This window comes from Acinetobacter sp. F9 (assembly GCF_019195275.1).
Lineage (GTDB): Bacteria > Pseudomonadota > Gammaproteobacteria > Pseudomonadales > Moraxellaceae > Acinetobacter > Acinetobacter pseudolwoffii.
The window spans coordinates 2,437,323-2,458,074 of the sequence record NZ_CP078068.1 but is presented as its reverse complement, the minus strand read 5'-3'; the positions used below and the strand labels follow the sequence as shown (position 1 = coordinate 2,458,074).

At 45.0% G+C, this 20,752-nt stretch carries 18 protein-coding genes; 8 read left to right on the top strand and 10 right to left on the bottom strand.

The annotated features are described in order from the left end of the window. The first annotated feature begins 2 nt into the window (after positions 1-2). A complete protein-coding gene (gene holA, locus KT990_RS11705) occupies positions 3-1,001 on the top strand; it encodes a DNA polymerase III subunit delta (RefSeq protein WP_218208822.1) in 999 nt (332 codons plus the stop codon). Here the strand turns inward: holA and KT990_RS11700 are convergent. Further along, positions 998-1,447, bottom strand: coding sequence for a bacteriohemerythrin (locus KT990_RS11700; protein WP_218208821.1), 450 nt, complete (start codon positions 1,445-1,447; stop codon positions 998-1,000). The two genes, holA and KT990_RS11700, sit on opposite strands and share 4 nt — an antisense overlap. Positions 1,448-2,050: 603 nt before the next feature. On the opposite strand from KT990_RS11700, the gene KT990_RS11695 reads away from it, so the two are divergent. The 3 genes from KT990_RS11695 to KT990_RS11685 are packed head-to-tail and all read left to right on the top strand — an operon-like array spanning position 2,051 to position 6,823. After that, positions 2,051-3,415, top strand: a complete 1,365-nt coding sequence (locus KT990_RS11695; RefSeq protein WP_218208820.1) for a MacA family efflux pump subunit — start codon at positions 2,051-2,053, stop codon at positions 3,413-3,415. Between the two features lie 2 nt (positions 3,416-3,417). After that, entirely contained in the window at positions 3,418-5,394 is a 1,977-nt protein-coding gene (locus KT990_RS11690; RefSeq protein WP_218208819.1) for a MacB family efflux pump subunit, read from the top strand. A 10-nt stretch (positions 5,395-5,404) separates the two neighbouring features. Further along, the gene (locus KT990_RS11685) at positions 5,405-6,823 is read left to right on the top strand and encodes an efflux transporter outer membrane subunit (protein WP_159516231.1); all 1,419 of its coding nucleotides are present in this window, start codon (positions 5,405-5,407) and stop codon (positions 6,821-6,823) included. Positions 6,824-6,892: 69 nt separating this feature from the next. Here the strand turns inward: KT990_RS11685 and KT990_RS11680 are convergent, their stop codons facing one another. The 3 genes from KT990_RS11680 to orn all read right to left on the bottom strand — a co-directional run bounded on the left by KT990_RS11680 (position 6,893) and on the right by orn (position 10,612). Then, the gene (locus tag KT990_RS11680) at positions 6,893-8,728 is read right to left on the bottom strand and encodes a tetratricopeptide repeat protein (RefSeq protein WP_218208818.1); all 1,836 of its coding nucleotides are present in this window, start codon (positions 8,726-8,728) and stop codon (positions 6,893-6,895) included. Positions 8,729-8,826: 98 nt separating this feature from the next. Beyond that, a complete protein-coding gene (locus tag KT990_RS11675; RefSeq protein ID WP_005172727.1) occupies positions 8,827-9,597 on the bottom strand; it encodes a ThiF family adenylyltransferase in 771 nt (256 codons plus the stop codon). A 457-nt stretch (positions 9,598-10,054) separates the two neighbouring features. Continuing rightward, on the bottom strand, positions 10,055-10,612 hold the full coding sequence (gene orn / locus KT990_RS11670) for an oligoribonuclease (RefSeq protein WP_004278381.1): 558 nt from the start codon (positions 10,610-10,612) through the stop codon (positions 10,055-10,057). 124 nt (positions 10,613-10,736) lie between these two features. Between orn and rsgA the strand changes: the two genes are divergently transcribed. The 4 genes from rsgA to secB all read left to right on the top strand — a co-directional run bounded on the left by rsgA (position 10,737) and on the right by secB (position 13,069). Next, positions 10,737-11,795: a ribosome small subunit-dependent GTPase A gene (rsgA, locus tag KT990_RS11665; RefSeq protein ID WP_218208817.1), complete on the top strand. Its 1,059-nt coding sequence runs from the start codon at positions 10,737-10,739 to the stop codon at positions 11,793-11,795. 93 nt (positions 11,796-11,888) lie between these two features. Continuing rightward, positions 11,889-12,296 (top strand): rhodanese-like domain-containing protein, encoded by a 408-nt coding sequence (locus tag KT990_RS11660; protein WP_005095619.1) that lies wholly within the window; start codon positions 11,889-11,891, stop codon positions 12,294-12,296. Between the two features lie 18 nt (positions 12,297-12,314). After that, positions 12,315-12,572 (top strand): glutaredoxin 3, encoded by a 258-nt coding sequence (grxC, locus tag KT990_RS11655; protein ID WP_100329331.1) that lies wholly within the window; start codon positions 12,315-12,317, stop codon positions 12,570-12,572. Between the two features lie 38 nt (positions 12,573-12,610). After that, a complete protein-coding gene (secB, locus tag KT990_RS11650; RefSeq protein ID WP_100534613.1) occupies positions 12,611-13,069 on the top strand; it encodes a protein-export chaperone SecB in 459 nt (152 codons plus the stop codon). A 211-nt stretch (positions 13,070-13,280) separates the two neighbouring features. Here the strand turns inward: secB and KT990_RS11645 are convergent, their stop codons facing one another. From KT990_RS11645 to KT990_RS11620, 6 genes are all read right to left on the bottom strand, one after another. Then, complete coding sequence (locus KT990_RS11645) at positions 13,281-14,087, bottom strand: enoyl-ACP reductase FabI (RefSeq protein WP_005095616.1); 807 nt, start codon at positions 14,085-14,087, stop codon at positions 13,281-13,283. Between the two features lie 127 nt (positions 14,088-14,214). Then, positions 14,215-15,039: a TatD family hydrolase gene (locus tag KT990_RS11640; protein WP_218208816.1), complete on the bottom strand. Its 825-nt coding sequence runs from the start codon at positions 15,037-15,039 to the stop codon at positions 14,215-14,217. Then, entirely contained in the window at positions 15,036-15,998 is a 963-nt protein-coding gene (locus tag KT990_RS11635; RefSeq protein ID WP_100357525.1) for an RsiV family protein, read from the bottom strand. The genes KT990_RS11640 and KT990_RS11635 overlap by 4 nt, the downstream gene beginning before the upstream one ends. A gap of 49 nt (positions 15,999-16,047) precedes the next feature. After that, a complete protein-coding gene (locus KT990_RS11630; RefSeq protein WP_218208815.1) occupies positions 16,048-16,872 on the bottom strand; it encodes a hypothetical protein in 825 nt (274 codons plus the stop codon). Between the two features lie 107 nt (positions 16,873-16,979). Continuing rightward, on the bottom strand, positions 16,980-18,572 hold the full coding sequence (locus tag KT990_RS11625) for a peptide chain release factor 3 (RefSeq protein ID WP_005095608.1): 1,593 nt from the start codon (positions 18,570-18,572) through the stop codon (positions 16,980-16,982). A gap of 299 nt (positions 18,573-18,871) precedes the next feature. Continuing rightward, complete coding sequence (locus KT990_RS11620; protein WP_218208814.1) at positions 18,872-20,722, bottom strand: putative bifunctional diguanylate cyclase/phosphodiesterase; 1,851 nt, start codon at positions 20,720-20,722, stop codon at positions 18,872-18,874. Positions 20,723-20,752: the final 30 nt, after the last annotated feature.

Below are 20,752 nucleotides of genomic sequence, written 5' to 3'. Positions count from 1 at the left end.
TTATGAAATTTGACTATCTGCAAGCCCTAAAACGTGTCGATGAAGCTCGCGGTGCCTGGGTCTTGCATGGTCAAGAGCCTTTGCTAGAACAAAACCTGATCGATGCCTTTCGCACACATTGGCAAGCCAAAGACATCGAACGTCAACGTTATGATGTCAGTTCAGTTTCTGAGTGGAAAAATGTCTTTAATGCATTGAACAGTTTGTCATTGTTCTCAACCCAACTGGCAGTTGAAGTGCATGGCAATATCAAACCAGATGCCAGTAGCCTCAAACTGCTGAAAAGCTATTTACAACAAGACAGTGATAATCTGCTATTGGTCGTTATGCCCAAGCAAGATGCGAGCAGCCTCAAATCCAGCTTCTTCCAGACGGTTGAGGCCAATGGTGTCTGCGTTGCGCTTACTGCAAATTATCCACGCGATCGTCAGCAAATTTTGGCAGTTGAAGCAGAGAAACTGGGGATTAAACTGGCCCATGATGCCTGGCAATGGCTGGAACAGCATCATGAGCACAACTTGCTGGCAGCCAAAAACAGCCTGATGCGGGTCAGTGACACCTTTGCTGAAGTTGATGTGATTCAGATTGATCATTTATATGCCTGCTTACAGGATCAATCACGCTATAGCACCTATGATTTGAGTGATGCCCTGCTGCAAGGCAATCTCTCGCAATCGGTCAAGATTTTCCAGTATCTGGTCGCTTCAGGTGAGCCGATGAGTCTGATCTTATGGAGCCTGAGCAAAGAGATGCGTCTGTTGATGCAACTGTTTGAACAGCCACAAAATGCCTTGCAAATCGGAATCTGGAAAACCAAAGTGGGGCTATATCAGCAAGCTTTACGCCGTCTCAGTCCACAACGCTTTTTGAGCTGGCCACAACTGTTAATCCGTATTGATGCAGCCATTAAAGGGATGTCCAAAGAGAACCCTGAACATCTCATTTTACAAGCCATTGCTGAAATGTGCGGTCAACGCTTATTTTTAGCGCCAAATGCCTAACTGAAGAAACGTGCAAACCAGCCTTTACCTTTTTTGCTTTCCTGGGCACGTAGATAACTCAACATGTTATCGCGCACTGCATCGACATAATCTTGGTCATCATGTTGAATATGATTGATCAGCCATTTGGACAATAAGCGATATAAATCATTTTCAATGGATTCTCCCTTCTCGAATTTGAGACGGTAATCATTGAGTCGCTTTACAAATAATTCATGTATACCGCGATGTGAAGGCAGATATTGATAACTGACCTGTTCCAGCAGATTTTCTTCAAAGCTGAAATGAGACTGGGTATAATCAATTAAATCATTCAAAACTTCCTTGATCCGATCACGCTGGCCAGTCCCTCTAATCTCTTCTAATGCATTAATATAGTCTAAAATTTGACGATGCTGCTTATCAATCACGTCAATTCCAATGTTATAACTTTCATTCCATTCCATCGTTAAACCCTCATCAATCTTGATAGCAAAGTTGTATTATTTCCGCACAATTAAAGTGCGTCTTCTTCTTAAGTGATAAAACCATAATTTTTTTATGGAATTAAATCTTACAAGTTTTATTTCTTTAAATCCATATATAGAACATGGGTTTTTTAATTTTTTTTCTGTTTAATTTTCAACTGGTTTTACTATCAGAAATATAAAGATAAGAGTTGGGCCGGAAACAGCCATCGAACAAATATCACACCACAGATCCTAGCTATTGTTAGGTTTTATACCTTTATTAGGTCAGATATAATTTTATCTTTGCAGCACTTCATTTGCGGATCTCAGTCAAAAAATACGCTTGGGAACAATGATTATTCTGTTTAATAATCACGTGATGATCTTTTAATTGCGGGCTGATAGTTATGGAAAAGCAAGGCACTGTCTTGCATCTCAAAGACATCATGGATTAATCATTTTAAAATGATTTCTATTAACGCTATTTTTTAAAATCGAGCCAATAGAAAATAATTCTCATTATAAATTAAAAAAATTCACGATTTATCCCAATTTCGCTTTTATAATCAATCCTTATCTTCGAGCGAACTCGTATTCAATATGCCAAAAATAAAACCGACGAAATTGATTATGGCCGCTGTGATTGCCATTGCGCTCATCGCTGTGGGGTGGTACTTCCTCAAACCCAAAGAACAGCCTCCACAATATATTACGGCTGAAGTCACCCAGGGCGATATCGAAAGCTCTGTACTGGCGACTGGTATTCTGGAAGCGACCAAGATGGTCAGCGTGGGGGCGCAGGTTTCGGGTCAGGTCAGAAAAATGTATGTAGAACTGGGCGATCAGGTCAAGCAAGGTCAGCTGATTGCGCGGATTGACTCCGTTCGTCAGGAAAATGATTTAAAAACTGCTGAAGCCAGCATTAAAAATCAGATGGCACAACTTGCAGTAAGACAGGCGAATTTGGCCAAAGTTGAAGCTGAATACAACCGTCAGAAAGCCATGCATGCACAGGATGCCACTTCTCGCTCCGAGCTGGAATCGGCATTTGCGAACTATAAAACAGCACAAGCGGATATCACCGCCATCAATGCACAGATTGAACAGTCACGTTTGACGCTGGCGACTGCCAAAGAAGATCTTGGCTATACCCAGATTGTAGCCCCGATGGATGGCACGATTGTGGCGATTGTGACCGAAGAAGGTCAGACGGTAAATGCCAACCAAAGTGCGCCGACCATTGTCAAACTGGCCAAACTCGACACCATGACTATTAAAGCTGAAATTTCTGAAGCAGATGTCATGAAAGTTGAAGAAGGTCAGACGGTTTATTTCACCACCTTAGGTAATAACGAGAAAAAGATTTACGCCAAACTGCGTCAGGTTGAGCCGGCACCCAATTCAATTAATACCGATAGCAATACATCAAGCTCATCTTCAAGTTCTGCGGTGTATTACAACGCTTTATTCGATGTACCGAATGAAGATGGCAAACTGCGTATTGATATGACGGCGCAAGTTTATATTGTGCTGGATGAAGCTAAAAACGTGCTGACGATTCCGGCCGCTGCGATTCAAGGCTCAAACCGTCCGCCACGTGCTAATCGGGCTGAAGGTTCTCGCGGTGACAGTTCTCGCGGCGAAGCTAATCCGGCATCACTTCCTGAAGCTGAATCTGCTCAAGGCAATCGTCCTGCTGGTGAACGCCCTGCCCGCCTGAATCTTTCTGAAGCGGAGCTGGCACTGATTGAACAGGGCAAAGCACAGCGCGCCATGGTGCGTGTCTTGCAGGCTGATGGTACTGCAAAACCAACCCCTGTACTGATCGGTTTGAATAACCGTGCCACTGCACAAGTGATTAAAGGTCTAAAACGTGGTGATCAGGTGGTCATTGCTGATGGTTCTGACACCTCCAATGATGCAGCAAAACGCGGTGGCAATAGCCGTGGCCCAATGAGAATGTAAATATGAATTCACAACAGCAGCCTCTCCTCGAGGTGAAAAATCTGGTACGTGAATTCCCTGCGGGTGAAGGTACGGTCCAGATTTTAAAAGGGGTCAATCTGGAGATTTATCCGGGTGAACTGGTGGCGATTGTTGGTCAGTCTGGTTCAGGTAAATCCACCCTGATGAACATTCTGGGCTGTCTGGATAAACCGACCACCGGCAGCTACAAAGTTAAAGGCCGCGAAACCCGTGAACTGGAAGCCGATGAACTGGCCCAGTTACGCCGTGAATACTTTGGCTTTATTTTTCAGCGTTATCATCTGCTCGGCGATTTAAACGCAGCAGGAAATGTCGAAGTCCCTGCGATTTATGCCGGTGCAGACTCATCAGAACGGCATGAGCGTGCCGTCAAGATTCTGACCGATTTGGGCCTGGGTGAAAAAACCCAGAACCGTCCAAGTCAGTTATCAGGTGGTCAGCAGCAACGTGTGTCGATTGCCCGTGCGCTGATGAATGGCGGTGACGTGATTCTGGCCGATGAACCGACCGGTGCACTGGACAAGAACAGCGGTATTGAAGTGATGCGAATTTTACGCGAACTGAATGCCAAAGGTCATACCATCATTCTGGTCACGCATGACCATAATGTGGCCAAAAATGCCACGCGAATCATTGAGATCTCGGATGGGAATATCATCTCCGATCTTCCCAACGTGCCTGAAGTTGAAGATGGCTTTGAAAAACAGCAGCTGATTCGCAGCGAACAAAAGAAAATTTCTTCATGGCGCTCCGCAGTTGACCGTCTCGGTGAAGCCTTCCGCATGGCACTTTTAGCCATGAATGCACATCGCATGCGCACTTTCCTGACCATGCTCGGGATCATTATCGGTATTGCCTCAGTGGTTTCGGTGGTGGCACTGGGCAATGGTTCGCAGAAACAGATTCTGGAAAATATCAGCAGTCTGGGCACCAATACAATTACCGTATTTCAGGGTCGGGGTTTCGGAGACAATTCCAGATCTTCCCAAGCCAAAACCCTGATTCCAGCCGATGCCGATGCGCTGGCCGAACAACCGTATGTCGATGGCATCAGTCCGTCGGTGAACAGCAGTGTCATCGGCCGTTATAAAGAAATTGAAGCCTCAACCACGGTCAATGGCGTCAGTGAAGATTTCTTTTATGTGCGTGGCATGACTTTCCAGTCCGGTCAGCCCTTTGACCGCAGTAGCGTCATGCAACAGGCACAAGATGTTGTCATTGATACCAATACCAAAAATACCTTCTTTAAAGATGGTACTAATCCGGTGGGACAGGTGATTTTACTGGGTAGCGTCCCGAGCCGGATTATCGGGGTGATTGATGCACAAAAAGGCATGATGGGCAATAATGACAGCCTGAATGTCTACCTGCCGTATTCTACCGTGATGAGTCGTATGCTGGGGCAATCTAACGTTCGCAGCATCATTGTGCGGATTAAGGATGAATACCCAAGTGCGGCGGCTGAAAATGCAATTTTAAACCTGTTGGTACAGCGCCATGGCGCGCAGGACGTGTTTACCCAGAATGCCGACAGTATTCGTGAAACCATTCAGCAGACCACAGCGACTATGACGCTTTTAATTTCGGCGATTGCTGTGATTTCACTGGTGGTCGGCGGGATCGGGGTGATGAATATCATGCTGGTGTCCGTGACTGAACGTACTCAGGAAATTGGGGTACGTATGGCAGTAGGTGCACGTCAAAGTGATATTTTGCAGCAATTCCTGATTGAAGCAGTGCTGGTGTGTATTTTAGGCGGTATTTTGGGTGTGCTGCTCTCGCTCGGGATTGGCCAGCTAATTACCCACTTTGCTGGCGGTACTTTCCAGATGGCCTATTCAACCACTTCGATTGTGGCTGCCTTTGTCTGCTCAAGCCTGATTGGAATTGTGTTTGGCTTTATCCCGGCACGTAATGCCGCTCGTCTGAATCCAGTCGATGCGCTTTCTCGCGAATAAGGAACCTGATATGCAAATGAATTTAACCAAGCTTGCCAGTGCCCTGTTGCTGGGAAGCTCGCTGACCGGTTGTGCGGCAGTGGTAAAAACACCTTATGAGCAGCCTGCGATTAATATGCCGGGCAACTTTCAAAATAATAAGGTCTTAAGTCAGCAGATCCATGCCGACATTCTGGCAGATCAATGGTGGACCTTATTTAAAGATCCGCAATTGAACAGTCTGGTCGATCAAGTGCTGGCGCAGAATACAGATCTGGCGGTGGCTGGCATCAGTTTGCAACAGGCGCGCATTCAGGCCAGACAGGCACAAAGCCAGCAAGGCGTCCGTGTCGGTGATGCACGAATTTCAACGGGCCAGCGTTTTGATCTGGAGGGTGGCAGCAATGCTTCGACGGGTCTTTCACTGGGCTATCCGGGCTTAAGCTATGAACTGGATCTGTTTGGCAAACTGGCCAATCAGACTGAAGCGGCGCGCTGGGAAGCCTTGGCATCTGCACAGGACTTACAGGCGACGGCGCAGAGCCTGATTGGCACCACGGCACAGCTTTACTGGCAATTGGCTTATTTAAACGAGCGTTATAGCGTGGTACAGCAAAATCTGGCAACAGCGCAAAAAACCTATGATCTGGTGCAGGTACAATATCGTGCCGGTGCGGTGTCCGGTCTAGATTTAACCCAGGCCGAACAGGCGATTCAAAGCCAGCAAGCCACCTTAAGCCAGATTGAGCAGCAACGGGTGGAAACGCGTACCGGCCTCGCAGTATTGCTGCATATGCCAGTACAACAGCTTTCTATTCAGGAGCCAAGCCGTTTACCGAATATTCAATTACCGAGTATTCAGGCCGACTTACCCGCGAGTTTATTGTCCCGTCGTCCCGACCTCCAAGCGACTGAACTACGTTTGCGTAAAGCGCTGGCCAATAAGGATGCCAACAAAGCCAGTTATTATCCTTCAATCAGTCTGACTGGGAATTTGACTACAGGTATTGGCAGCAGTACCTCGCTTTCAAATGCGTTGAAGAATCCGGTGGCGACTTTAGGTGCGGGTCTGACCTTGCCCTTCCTGCAATGGAATGACATGAAACGTGATCTGCAAGTCAATGAGCTAGAATATGAAAAAGCGATTATGCAATATCGCCAGACCATGTATGAAGCCTTCGCCGATGTGGAAAATGCCTTGTCGAACCGGACTGAAATCAGTAAGCAAGTCACTTTGCAGCAACGTAATGTCGAACTGGCTGAACGTACCGAACGCCTGACTGAAGTACGTTATCGTAATGGCGCGGTGGCGTTAAAGAACCTGCTAGATGCGCAGGAAACTACGCGGAATGCACGGCTGTCTTTGGTACAAACCCGACAGAACCAATACAATGCCTATGTGACTTTAATGCAGGCATTAGGTGGCAGTCCAATCCAGCAATTACCTTAAACAAAGCTTGAACCATAAAAAAACTGCTGTCTAACAGCGGTTTTTTATATTGCGTGATGTCAATAAAAATTACTTCATTTGCAAATAGGCATGCACATTTTTCAATAATTCAGTTGATCGCTCATGCCCGAGCAAACTGCCTTTTTCCAGCCAGTCCCGCGCGACTCCAATATCGCGTTCCACCCCAATTCCCTTGGTATATAAACGTCCCAGATGACTATAAGCATCGGCATTGACCTGCGCTGCCGCCTGACGGTAATACTGTACCGCCTGTTCAATATTTGCCTCAGTGCCTATGCCATTTTCAAACGCTTCCCCCAGCGCATTCAGTGCCACACCATTCTGCTGAGCAGCCGCTTTTTGCAGATAGCTCAAGCCTAAGGCAATATCCTGCGCAATCTGTTGTCCCTTAAGATACTCCAAGCCCAATTCTGCCTGTGCCTGTGCATGTCCCAGTTGTGCAGCCTGATGCAGATAACGATTGGCCTGCTCTGGATGACAGATAAAGACCGGATAAATACCTGACAGAGCCTGATACAGGAACCAGGCTGCTTCCTTGGAGCCTTTCGCAACCGCCTGATTCAGATATTGAATGGCTTTGTCGCGTGTCGGCAATGGATATTCCGCCAGACTATAAAAATGCCCGACCACATAAATTAAATCTGCCTCAGACTGAGCCTCAACTTGCCAGTATTGCTGGGCCACTGCCTGAATCATGCGGGTGGCTTTGGCTGTGTCTTTTACAGTACCGATGCCATTTAAATAACACAGTGCCAGACCCATTTGTGCATAAGCATCATCGGGACTAAGCTGAAATGCTGCCTGATACAGTTCAAATGCCTTTTGCGGCTCATGAGCCACTAGATGCTGTTCAAAATACAGCGCGGCAATCATGCATAAAGCGGGCGGATGCTGAGTATTGGCAGCTTCAGACCAGTAACGAAACGCCATGGTTTCATTTTTATCGACATACCAGCCATGAAAATAAGCCAGTCCAATTAAAGTCTTGGAATGCGCATCGGCATGTTCTTTGGACTGCTGCATCAAATGCTGGAACACGCGCTGACGCTGGTCGGTATCGATACGGCCTTGCAGTACGCCAGCATAATAATCATAGAGACCTTTTTGATCACCAAGACTGATACAGCGTTTAATAAATTGCAGGGCTTGAGTCTGGTCTTGGGGCAGCCTCTGTCCACGCGCATAATCATCGGCGATCTGCTGATTGGCAGCCAGATGATCTTGCTGCGCAGCTAAAAACAGATAATGAATTCCCTGAACCAAATCTTGAGCCGCTGAATCTGTTAAATAATACTGCGCCAGTTGATACTGCGAATTGCTATGTCCCTGCCCGGCATTTTGAATGAGTAAGGCCAAGCGCTGCTGTTCAGCGTTCTTATCTTCTGGATTTGTTTCTGTAGTATAAGAAAGTTCAGTGATGCGGTACTGGGCATCCAGATTGCCACGGGCTACGGCATGTCGGTACCAGTACAGCGCCTTTTCCGGGTCAGCCATTTGATAGCGTTGCTCCTCATGAATCTGCCCTAGATGATAAGCTGCGTCATCACTGCCCAGATGAAAGGCTTTATCGAGATAACTGATGGCTGTTTCCGTATTTTGCGCATGTCCCAGACCCTGCAAATGCATCAGCCCCATGCCGACATAAGCCTGTGGAATTTCCTGTTGCTGGGCAAGATTCTGGTAAATCTGATAGGCGCGTGCATAATTCGGATGTTCAGGATCTGAACTCAAGCGCGCCGCATGCTTGAGCTGTGCATCAAGCTGCTCAATCCATAGATCATGCTGCACAGCTTTGGCCTGATCACGTTTCACCGGATCCGGACGTTTCCACATCCAGATTCCCAAAGCCCCTATCCCCAAAATCAATACCAGCAAGAACCACATAACTGCTCCAAAACATTATTTTTGTTCTGCAAATGAATCCTTTCATTCTAAACGCCGTCTCAAAAAAAGCACATATCTTGTGCTTTTTATTTTGTAAATCAGGCTTTTGCTCTTTTACTATCCAGCTTCTTCAAGCCTTCTGCCACAGCGACCATGGCAAAGCTTGATGTCACCACCACGGCAGAGCCATAACCACCACAGCGCAAGCCGGCACTGGCACAGACATCGGCACTCGAGAACGGATTATCGATAGAATAGACACAGGTAATGCCGAATTTTTCTTTAGGTTTTTTACAAATACCTTTGCCGCGTAACTGGGCACGCAATTTGGCCAGCATCGGGTCCTGTTCGGTTTTAGATAAATCGGCCACCCGAATTTTCAGGGGATCCAGTTTACCGCCTGCTCCGCCTGACACAATCAAGGGAATCTTGTTAAAGCGACAATGCAGCATCAAGGCAAATTTGGCCTTCACATCATCAATACAGTCGAGAATTAAATCAGGATTACCTGCTAAAATTTCTTTGATATTTTCCGGCGTCAGATAATCATCAATCAGATTGATCTTGATCCGTGGATTAATGGCATGACAACGCTCGGCCATCACTGCAATTTTTTCATGGCCCAAGGTCGTGCTCATGGCAGGCAATTGACGATTAATATTGGATGCCGCCACCACATCCATATCGACCAAACTCAGCTCGCCCACACCGCTACGTGCCAGCGCTTCTACTGCCCAAGAACCGACACCACCGATGCCAATCACCATCACATGACTTTTTTCATAATGACTGAAGCTGTCTTCTCCATAAATTTTGGCAACACCCGCAAAGCGGCGCTCATATTCATCGTCTTGAAGCAGTTCAGTCATAAGTCATCAATAGCTGTTAAATCACGGCTTATTTTAGCAAAGTCAGCATTTTTTTACTGCTTCTAAAATTTTGATACAAAATCTATCAGCAAAATCAGAAAGATAAATTCAGGAACATTTATAATTGGATAAAATTCATACATAAAACTTTAAATATGGGAGTCAAACACTGTGCTGATCAATGCTCTTTTGGCTCTCAATTTTATCCTGATCACTCTACATTTTTATTTTTACAGTAGCCAAAAACAGAAAAACTATGCGCTGAGTATTTTTATTCGTTTGCTGATTTTAAGCCTATTCGGATATGTGATCCTAGATCGCCATGAAACCCAGACCCATCTGATTTTGGTACTGATATCCTGGGTGATATTTGAACTGATTGAGAGTTTATATCAAAAGAAAAAAGCATCAATCTCATAAAAAAAAGAGGCTTTCGCCTCTTTCAATCCATCTAAACTTAGTCTTTATTCATGATAAAGAAATATTGACGATAGTATTTCAGTTCGGCAATTGAATCACGAATGTCATCCATCGCCAGATGCGAAGCATTTTTCTTGAGACCACTCATAATTTCTGGACGCCAGCGTTTTGCCAGCTCTTTCACTGAAGAGACATCCAGATTACGGTAATGGAAATACTGCTCCAGCTCAGGCATCAGGCGATGCAAGAAACGGCGATCCTGACAGATCGAGTTGCCACACATCGGGGATGACTTTGGATTGACCCATTTTTTCAGGAATTCAATGGTTTGCTGTTCTGCATCCTGAGCCGTCAGTTTACTGCGACGCACCCGTTCAATCAGACCCGATTGACCATGTTGACGAGTGTTCCACTCATCCATGGCATTTAACAGACGTGCAGGCTGATGCACCGCAAGCACAGGACCTTCTGCCAGAATATTCAAATTGTCATCGGTTACAATCGTCGCAATTTCAATAATTTGGTCATTGTCTGTGTCTAGACCTGTCATTTCAAGGTCAATCCAAATCAGGCGGGTATCAGCGGTGCTGCTCATAAATGTGCAATCTTATTGGGTTTAAAAACAACTATAGTAGCAAATTAATTACATCTTGGGTGTCATTCGGGGGCTGCTTCATGCTATTTTTGCCATCTGATTTACCCGGTTTTTTAGGATATGAATGGCCTTAATACGTAAGCGTCGTCTGACAGAGCAACAACAGCGCCGCATTCAGAAACAACAGAAAACACGTCAAGAAGATCTCGATACCTCCAGTGATCTGGAAGGTTTGGTAGTGCAACACTACGGCCGCCAACTTGAAGTGCAAGCTTTGTCTACTCCTGACATTCACCCTGAAAAACCTGTGGTCGCCGATGGTGAGCCTGAACCTTTCTGGAAAGAGATTGAATTGGACAGCGTCTGGCGCTGTCATACCCGAACCAATCTGGATTTACTGGTCACGGGTGACCGGGTTAAATGGCAAGCCGATCCGAATACCGGTTTAGGAATTATTACGGCGATTCATCCACGTAAATCCTTATTGACCCGTCCTGACCGCTATCACAAGGTTAAACCGGTAGCGGCCAATATTTCACTGATTGTGATTGTGTTTGCACCATTACCTGAGCCAGCACCGGGCCTGATCGACCGTTATCTGGTGGCCTGTGCCGATGCCGATATTCCGGCGCTTCTGGTGATGAATAAAGCCGATTTGCTCAAAGAAAATGATCCGATTCTGAATCTGCTGCAAGAATATCAAGATCTCGGTTATGAAGTAATGCAAACCCAGTCCGATGGTGATCTGACTGTATTGTCCAATCGTCTGGAAAATGAAACGGTGGCCTTTGTCGGTCAATCGGGTGTCGGTAAAAGCACGCTGATCAATGCGATCGTGCCGGATGCAGCCCAGAAAACCAATATTATTTCGGAAAACTCGGCACTCGGTCAGCACACCACCACCTCAACCCGTTTGATCGGTTTTGGTGAAGGTGCTGCCCTGATCGACTCTCCGGGAATTCGTGAATTTGGCCTGTGGCATCTGCCTTTAGATAAGGTACAAATCGGTTTTCCTGAAATTCAAAACCTGCTCGGACACTGTCAGTTCCGGAACTGCACGCATAAGCATGAAAAACAATGTGCTTTACGTCAGGCCGCGAGTGCGGGTGAAATTTTACCGCGCCGACTGGACAGCTATTTGCGTTTAATCGATGAAATCACTGAAGCACAGCAAAAAAATTAATTTTCTTGTGCCTCAACCCTTGAAGCGGTGATTTTGATCACCATATTTATGAGCTATACTCTTGGCAATTTTAAAATTGTAATTAGGTGAATTGTGGAACGTTGGTTCGAGTTTATGGGGAATCACCCCTTCTTATTTGGAACACTCGCGGTATTGGTAGTTTTGTTCTTCATTATCGAAGGTCAACGTAACGGTCGTAAAATTTCTCCGCAGTCGCTGGGAATTTTAGTCAAAGCAAAAAATGCCATGCTGATTGATTTACGGGATGCCAAAGACTTCCGTGAAGGTCATATCAGCGGCAGCCGTAACATTCCATATAGCCAGATTACAAAGCATGTTGAAGAGCTGAAAGCATCTGATCGCCCTTTGGTGTTCATTTGCAACCTTGGACAGGTGGCTGGTACTGCGCTACAACAAGTGGGTCATGCCGATGCATACCGTCTTGATGGCGGCATCAGCAACTGGAAAGCCCAAGGTTTACCTTTGGTGAAAAGCAAATAATCCACGAACAGGAGATTGATCATGGCTGACGTTATTGTTTATTCAACGACTGTGTGTCCTTATTGCGTGCGTGCAAAACAGTTGCTTGAGCGTAAAGGTGTCGCATATAAAGAAATTAATCTATCTCAAGAAGCACCTGAAGTACGTCTTGAATTGATGCAGCGTACCAATCACCGCACTGTGCCACAAATTTTTATTAAGGATCAATTCATCGGTGGTTTCGACCAGCTTTATGCTTTAGAGCGTGAAGGCAAACTTGATGAATTACTGGCTTAATTCTACTAAAATCATCACTTTATATTAAGGATCAAAGAATGAGTGAAGAACAACAAGCTCAACCACAATTGGCATTAGAGCGTATTTACACCAAAGATATTTCTTTTGAGGTTCCTGGGGCACAAGTTTTTACCAAGCAATGGCAACCTGAGCTCAACATCAACCTTTCTTCTTCTGCAGAAAAAATTGATGAGACTCATTTTGAAGTGGCTTTAAAAGTCGTTGTTCAAGCGACCAATGAAGGTGATACTGCTTTTATCGTCGACGTGACTCAAGCCGGTATCTTCTTGGTAGATGGCGTTGAAGAAGAGCGTCTTCCATACATCCTGGGCGCATACTGCCCGAACATTCTGTTCCCGTTCCTGCGTGAAGCAGTGAATGATATGGTGACTAAAGGTAGCTTCCCACAGTTGCTGCTTACCCCAATCAACTTCGATGCTGAATTTGAAGCCAATATGCAACGTGCACAAACTGCCGTTGTAGATGGTCAGGCTTAATCGCTGTCCTGCAAATCTAAAAAAGACCGCATATGCGGTCTTTTTTATGGCCTTGAGTGAATTTCCCCTTTATCAAAGGGGGAATGAGGGGATTTTGCTCATTCACTCTTTTTTTAAAGAAAGGGTTTAGCAAGATTAAAGAAAAATAATCCCTCCTAACCTTCCTTTAAAAAAGGGAGGAACTCTCCCCCCCACGGCAGAGAATAGACCTTTATTCCGCATCCGCCATTAAATCAGCACTCATACCCACGGTATTGAAACCGGCATCGACATACAGGATTTCACCGGTAATGCCATTGGCCCATGGCGAGCACAGGAATAATGCTGCATTGCCGACATCTTCAATCGTTACATTACGTTTTAATGGCGCAACTTTTTCATTTAAGTCGAGCATTTTACGGAATGATTTAATGCCTGAAGCAGCCAGAGTACGGATTGGACCCGCAGAGATGGCATTGACACGAATACCTTCCTGACCCAAGCTCGAAGCTAAATAACGAACACCGGCTTCTAAAGAGGCTTTGGCCATACCCATCACGTTATAGTTCGGCATTACGCGCTCAGAACCTTGATAAGTTAGCGTTAACAGGCAGCCTTGACGAACTTGTAGCAAAGGCTTTGCCGCACGTGCCATCGCGATAAAGCTATAGGCACTGATGTCATGTGCAATATTGAAACCTTCGCGGTCTGTGATTTCGGTAAAGTCACCATCCAAAGTATGCGCCGGTGCGAAACCGATAGAATGCACCACGCCGTCCAGACCATCCCAGTGTTTTGCCAGCTCAGCAAATGCATTATCAATATCAGCATCTACCGCCACATCACAAGGAAAAACCAGTTTTGAACCAAACTGTTCAGCAAAGTCATCTACCCGCTTTTTCAGCTTTTCATTTGGATAAGTAAAAGCCAATTCAGCACCTTCACGATGTAATGCCTGAGCAATACCAAAAGCAATGGATAATTTACTCGCAATACCCGCGATCAAGAAGCGCTTACCCGCCAAAAGTCCTTGTGCCATGTGAATCTCACCTAAAATAATATATATGCATGATGCCAAGTCTGAGGCATTTTAGAAATTGCATAATGCATCTTTTTTTAACAGATACCAAATTACAGCAGATACAGCCGGGCAATAAAAACCGGCATTATTCATCGGCCAAATTCAAAACCTGATGGGTATTCTGCCAGAGCTGCTGTGCCAATTTGGCTTGATCTTGCCCTAAGCTTTGTGCCAAACCTTCCAGTACATAAGGCAAGTTGGCAGGTGTATTGCGGGTACGTTGCTCACCTGACTGTTGACAGCATAACGGCGTCATATCCGGACAATCGGTTTCCAGCACCAGATGTTCTGCACCGACTGCCTGTACCACCTGATGCAGTTTCCTGGCATTCGGATTGGTAATCTGACCAGTAACACCAAGCTTAAACCCCAACTTGACAAAAGCCTTGGCTTCCTCGACACCTCCGCCAAAGGCATGTGCGATTCCACCCTGTTTAAACTGATGCTGTTTTAAAATTTGTAAAACTTCTGCATGTGATTTACGGATATGCAGCAAAATCGGCTTATCGAATTGTTGTGCCAGTTCAATTTGTGCAGCGAAAAAATCTTGCTGCTTTTGAAAAATTTCAGGTTGTTTATGCTGCTTTAAAAATGTGTCGAGACCGATTTCACCAATGGCAATGCATTGTTCAACTCTAAGCAGCTGCTCTAAATCATGTAAATGTTCAGCCTGATGCTGTTCAATATAAAATGGATGCAAGCCGGGTGCCAAATGGCTATACGGTGCATCTTTCAAGTCATTGATAAAACAATGGGTTTTTAACAAATCCTGAAAGCGGTTTTGCAAAAAGCCAATTAAAACCAGATGCTCCACACCTACCGCTTTGGCCGCATACGCCAGTTGCTCCCGATCATGATCAAAATCGGGAACATCAAAATGGGTATGCGTATCGAACAGTTTTAACTTCATTCGGCTTTAGATGCTAAGGCTGGCTGTGCCTCGGAGGCTGCTGTTTCAGCTTGCGGCAGATATTGTGGTTTTAGCACGCCTTGTAGCTGCGCATAAGGGATCATTAAGCGCGGCAAACCCACCACATAAGGTCCGATTTCATATTCGGCATATTGTAAGATCAACCCTTCTTTGGCCAGATAAAAATTATCGGTCAGTGTGAACTTCCAGGCCTGTTCATATTCAGCGACATCTTTTGCCAGCTTGGACTCCATGACCCAGACTTTAAAAGCCTCATATGCCTGTGCTTCAAGTTTGGCTTTTTGCTTCTCTGCAATAATGTCATCCAGCTTGACCAGTGTTTGCTGTTCAAGATCAAAATTATAATAGCGCTGTGCAGATGCCCCGTGCGCACCTCCCAGATAATGGCTACTGTTTAGTACCACAGTCGCCAATGGATCACCCGAATTCAGAATCTTGGGCTTAATCATCAGGCTAATGCTATGACTGGCACTCAGTGCTTTGAGCTCCTTATCCAGATTCAAGAAGGTCTGCATAGAGGGCTGAATTTGCTGCTCAAGCTGCTGTTTTGGTGTAGTGACCGTCGACAAGGCTGTTTTTGGTTCAGAAGCAGCCACTTCGGCTTCACTGGCAGCAGTGGCTTTTGCCGGCTCAATCGCATCGACAGACAGGATATTTTTTAACTGTTGCAAAATCTGCTGATCGATCCATTCATCAATAAAGCGCTGATTACTGTTCAGGCGTTCAATCGAAATTTCCGGACAGTTTTTACCCTCACACTCTGGAATCACCAGCTTGAGTTTTTCGGTATCACCACTAAGTTTCAGGACTTCTGGCTCGGTTTGTACCACTTCAGGAGAAGTCGGCTCTTTCGGCTCATTGCTCTTCGGCTGACATGCACTCAGTAAAACTGCGGATGCCAGTATCGATAGACAAAAAATATTCTTATATTTTGGCATTCATTACCCTTTTCAAAACGTGTAATTAATCCTGAGAGGATTACGACCTTTAGAACATATTCCGATAGACTTCGGCTTTCAAGACCTGTTGTGTTTGTTCTTTTGTTAAATAGATATCCAGTTGTTTGGCATCTTTGCTAATGTCATGACTACGATAATGCAGACCAATCCCTTCCTGATCGAAGAACCACTCAGCCTGCCCCCAATACAGTTTTTTCGGTGCTTGCTGCTGAACCTCGTGATTATTGTCTTTTAACCATTTTTCATAAGCGGTTTGAATGATCTGATCCATTAACAACTGTTGTTTGGGATCGATAATATCCAGTGGGGTCAGCATTTTTTGCTGTTGACGATCGACTACAAAAAAATAATAGCGCTCATACACACTGATATTTTCCTGTTTACTATCAATACCAATTTGCAGCAAGACATATTGATTACGCTGATAGGGAATGCGGGTATACAGCGATAATTCATAAGCCTGATTGAGCTGGAGTTGAGCCTGCCAGGCATCCGATTTTTTCACATAGGCATTCATTGCCTGTTGTAAACTCATATCCTGTTTTAAGCCAATTTGATCCTGAATTACCTTGGCCTGCTGTTTTTCGATCCAGTGATTCATCCAGGGATCAGCCGTATATAAAGTCTGGATATCGACATTAATACAGTTTTTGGTTTCACAAAATGGCAAGGCGATCTTGGCCGGTTGTTCTTTAATATTCAGGTAAGGCAAAATACTGGCACTTTGCTTAACTGGGGTTGTTTTTCCATCCGGCTGGTCAAGTTCCGGTTCTTTTTCGCTTTTATCACAGCCACTCAGGACAAGACTTAAACCAATGACAGCACCGAGGGCGGCTTCCTTGCTGAACTTCATTTTTAAACAATCTATCAGGTTATGAATAGTTTAAATGTAACATAAAACAAAACAGCTTCCGGAGAAGCTGTTTGATATTTTTAGACGATATTTGAATACCTGAAAGTTTAGTGTTCGCGCGTATTATGGAACACGATGTCCGGATAACGTTCTTGCATGAGCTGTAAATTCACTCGGCTTGGCGCAAGATAAGTCAAGTGACCACCGCCATCGACTGACAACTGGTCGTGGGCTTTTTTCTTGAATTCGTTAAATTTTTTCTCGTCATCACAAGACACCCAACGAACAGTATTGATGTTCACGGGTTCGTAAACACAGTCAACTTTATATTCTTCTTTCAAACGATACGCCACCACTTCAAACTGAAGTACGCCCACTGCACCCACGATCAGGTCATTATTATGCTGTGGCATAAATACCTGTGTTGCACCTTCTTCAGACAACTCTTTCAGGCCCTTTTGCAACTGTTTCGATTTCAAAGGATCTTTTAAGCGTACACGACGGAACATTTCCGGTGCAAAGTGCGGAATACCTGTGAACTGTAGCTTTTCACCTGAAGTAAAGGTATCACCAATCTGAATGGTGCCGTGGTTATGCAGTCCGATAATATCGCCCGGCCACGCTTCTTCCAGATGCTGGCGGTCACCGGCCAGGAAGGTTAAGGCATCACTAATCCGCACATCTTTATCCAGACGTACATGCTTCATTTTCAGACCTTTTTCATATTTACCTGAACAAATTCGCATGAATGCAATACGGTCACGATGTTTCGGATCCATATTGGCCTGAATTTTAAAGACAAACCCGCTAAAACCTTCTTCATCAGCTTCTACAACACGAGCCTGAGTAGGATGGGCCTTCGGCGGCGGTGCATATTGACTAAAGGCATCCAGCACATGGTCAACCCCAAAGTTACCCAAGGCTGTACCGAACAAGACCGGCGTTTGACGGCCTGCCAGGAACTCTTCACGATCCAGTGGCTCATTGGCCATTTGCACCAGTTCAAGTGATTCTTCAAATGCAGCCCACGCCAGCTCTCCAACTTTCTCACGAAGATCTGGATAGTCATAACCATCACGTATTTCGATTGTAGGAATGGTTGAACCAAAACCGGTTTTGTAGATGTAGAATTTTTCTTCGATTAAATTAAATACACCGGCAAAATCACGCCCCGTACCCAGCGGCCAGGTGATCGGAACACATTTAATTTTCAGAACGTTTTCGATTTCATCCAGAAGCTCCAGTGGCTCACGGATTTCACGGTCCATTTTGTTAACAAAAGAAATAATCGGTGTATCGCGCATACGACACACGTCCATCAATTTAATGGTCCGGTCTTCTACCCCTTTTGCACCATCAATCACCATTAATGCCGAGTCAACGGCGGTTAAGGTACGATAGGTATCTTCCGAGAAATCTTCATGTCCCGGGGTATCGAGCAGGTTGATCATCTTGTCTTTGAACGGGAACTGCATCACCGAGGTCGTGATCGAGATGCCACGTTCTTTTTCCATTTCCATCCAGTCTGATGTAGCGGCCCGGTCAGACTTACGGCTTTTCACCATACCTGCAACCTGAATCGCCTGCCCCCATAACAGCAGCTTTTCTGTCATGGTGGTTTTACCGGCATCGGGGTGGGAAATAATGGCGAATGTACGTCGCTGAGCGACCTGCGCCGCTAACTCATCTTTAAAACTCATGGAAAATACCTACTGCAGAACCGCAGTGCTCAAGATCAAAAACGATCAATATGAAAATTGGCGATATTGTAGCAGATTTCTAAAGCCAATAAGTATGCCCACGGCTGAAGGAAATGACAGTATTTATAAGATCTACACTTGCTGACTGCTGGATTTTTCAGCCCAGATTGAGTCGGAAATAATACGGTTATGAAGCTTAAATATGGGAGTTTGTGTCATTCAACTGGCCTGCTGAATAACGCTAAATATAGGTCCACCGTACTCTTTAGTACCGCATTAGTAGCGTATAAAAATTCAAATTAAGACAGAAAATCCTGTATTTCCAATGACTCGACTGGCATCGGCTTTGCCAGCAAATAACCTTGTAATTGCTGACAACCGAGTCGAGTCAAAATATCTGCTTGCAGCGTGGTTTCTATGCCTTCAGCCGTTACTTTTAAACCCAGTTTAATCGCCAGCCGAATAATGCTTTCCAGAATCATTTCTTCTTTAGAGCCGACGCTAAGATCCTGAATAAACTCTTTATCAATTTTCAGTTCATCCACGGGCAGATTTTTTAGATATAAAAAGCTGGAATGTCCGGTTCCAAAATCATCAATCGCCAGCTGGATGCCGATATTACGTAATTGTTCAAGGGTACGAATACTGGCATCGATATAATGCATGGCGGTCGATTCAGTAATCTCGATCATCAAATGCTGCGGATTGATCTTATAGCGTTTAAACAGGTTTTGCAGATTAGCTAATAGATGCTTATGCTCAAACTGCACCGCAGACAAATTCACGGCAATCGGGAAAAAGTCGGTATTATTTTTTTCCCAGAGTTGGATCTGTTTGCAAGCCTGTTCCAGTGCCCAATAGCCCATCTGAATAATAAGCCCGGTTTTCTCAGCACCATGAATAAACATATTGGGACCCAGCAACCCATGTAACGGATGCTGCCAGCGAATCAGGGCTTCTACCCCACAAATTTTTCGTTTACCGGTAAATTTGGGTTGATAAAACAGTACAAATTGCTGATCTTCAACTGCTTTATACAGATCATTAATCAGCTTGCTCTGGCTCTTGGATTCATGCTGATCAGAAGAAAAATTAAAGACTGAATAGGTATTGCGGCCCTGATATTTAGAACTGAGCATTGCAGCATCGGCATTTACCAGTAAATCTTGCAGATTTTTGCCATGCTCCGGATACATCGCGATTCCGATACTGCCCGAAATATTAATGGTTTTGCCATCAATCAGGAAGCTGTCCTGAATCAGATTTAGAATCTGCTCTGACATTTCTGAAGCTTTGCTGACGGACGTGTTTTCCAGCACCATCAGGAACTCATCGCCACCAATTCTAAGCAGCTTGGAACGGTCACCCCATAACTGATGAATACGCGCAGTCAGTTGAATCAGCAACTGGTCTCCGACCTGATGACCAAACACATCATTCACCGCCTTAAAACGATCCAGATCAATATATAAAAAGGCAATTTCCTGCTGATGTTGTTGCTTGGAAAACAAGATATCTGCGTATTCAGCCAGGTATAAACGGTTGGGTAATTTGGTGAGATTATCCTGGATATTTTGATTTTCGAGCTCTTTATTGGCCCATCGCAGTTGGCGATTCAGAGATGCCAGACGCAATTCTGAGAGAACCAGACGAATCATGGCAATCAGTAACAGAGCACTGATTAACACAACCGCGAACAACAGATCATAAGTCGCATGTGAAGATTCTGTGATTGGCGTAATCTCTGTTCTCTCAAAGTTGGCCCTAAGACTACTTGTATAGTGCATGGCTGAGACCCCGAGACTCATCACCACGATCACGAGAGCCACTCTGGAAAATGACCAGATGCTTTGGATCATTAAGCAGAGGGTAAAAATAGAAGCCGTAAAGACACTCAAATAAGAGAGCAACATCCAGCTGAAATCAAAATGATAGGCATGACTTAAATGAATTGCTGTCATCCCAATGAAATGGATCGACCAGATCAACAGCCCCAGTAATGCGGCCGTTGCAAATAGCATGAGTGTTGCAAATTTTCTTCGCGACTCACGCCACCATATTTTTTGAATCGGCATCAAAAAATAGCCAGCGACGAAAGCAAAGAGAGTTGATCCGATGACCAGACTGATATCATGCTGAATAGGGATCATATAAAATGTTCCGTATTGGTCATCATTGTT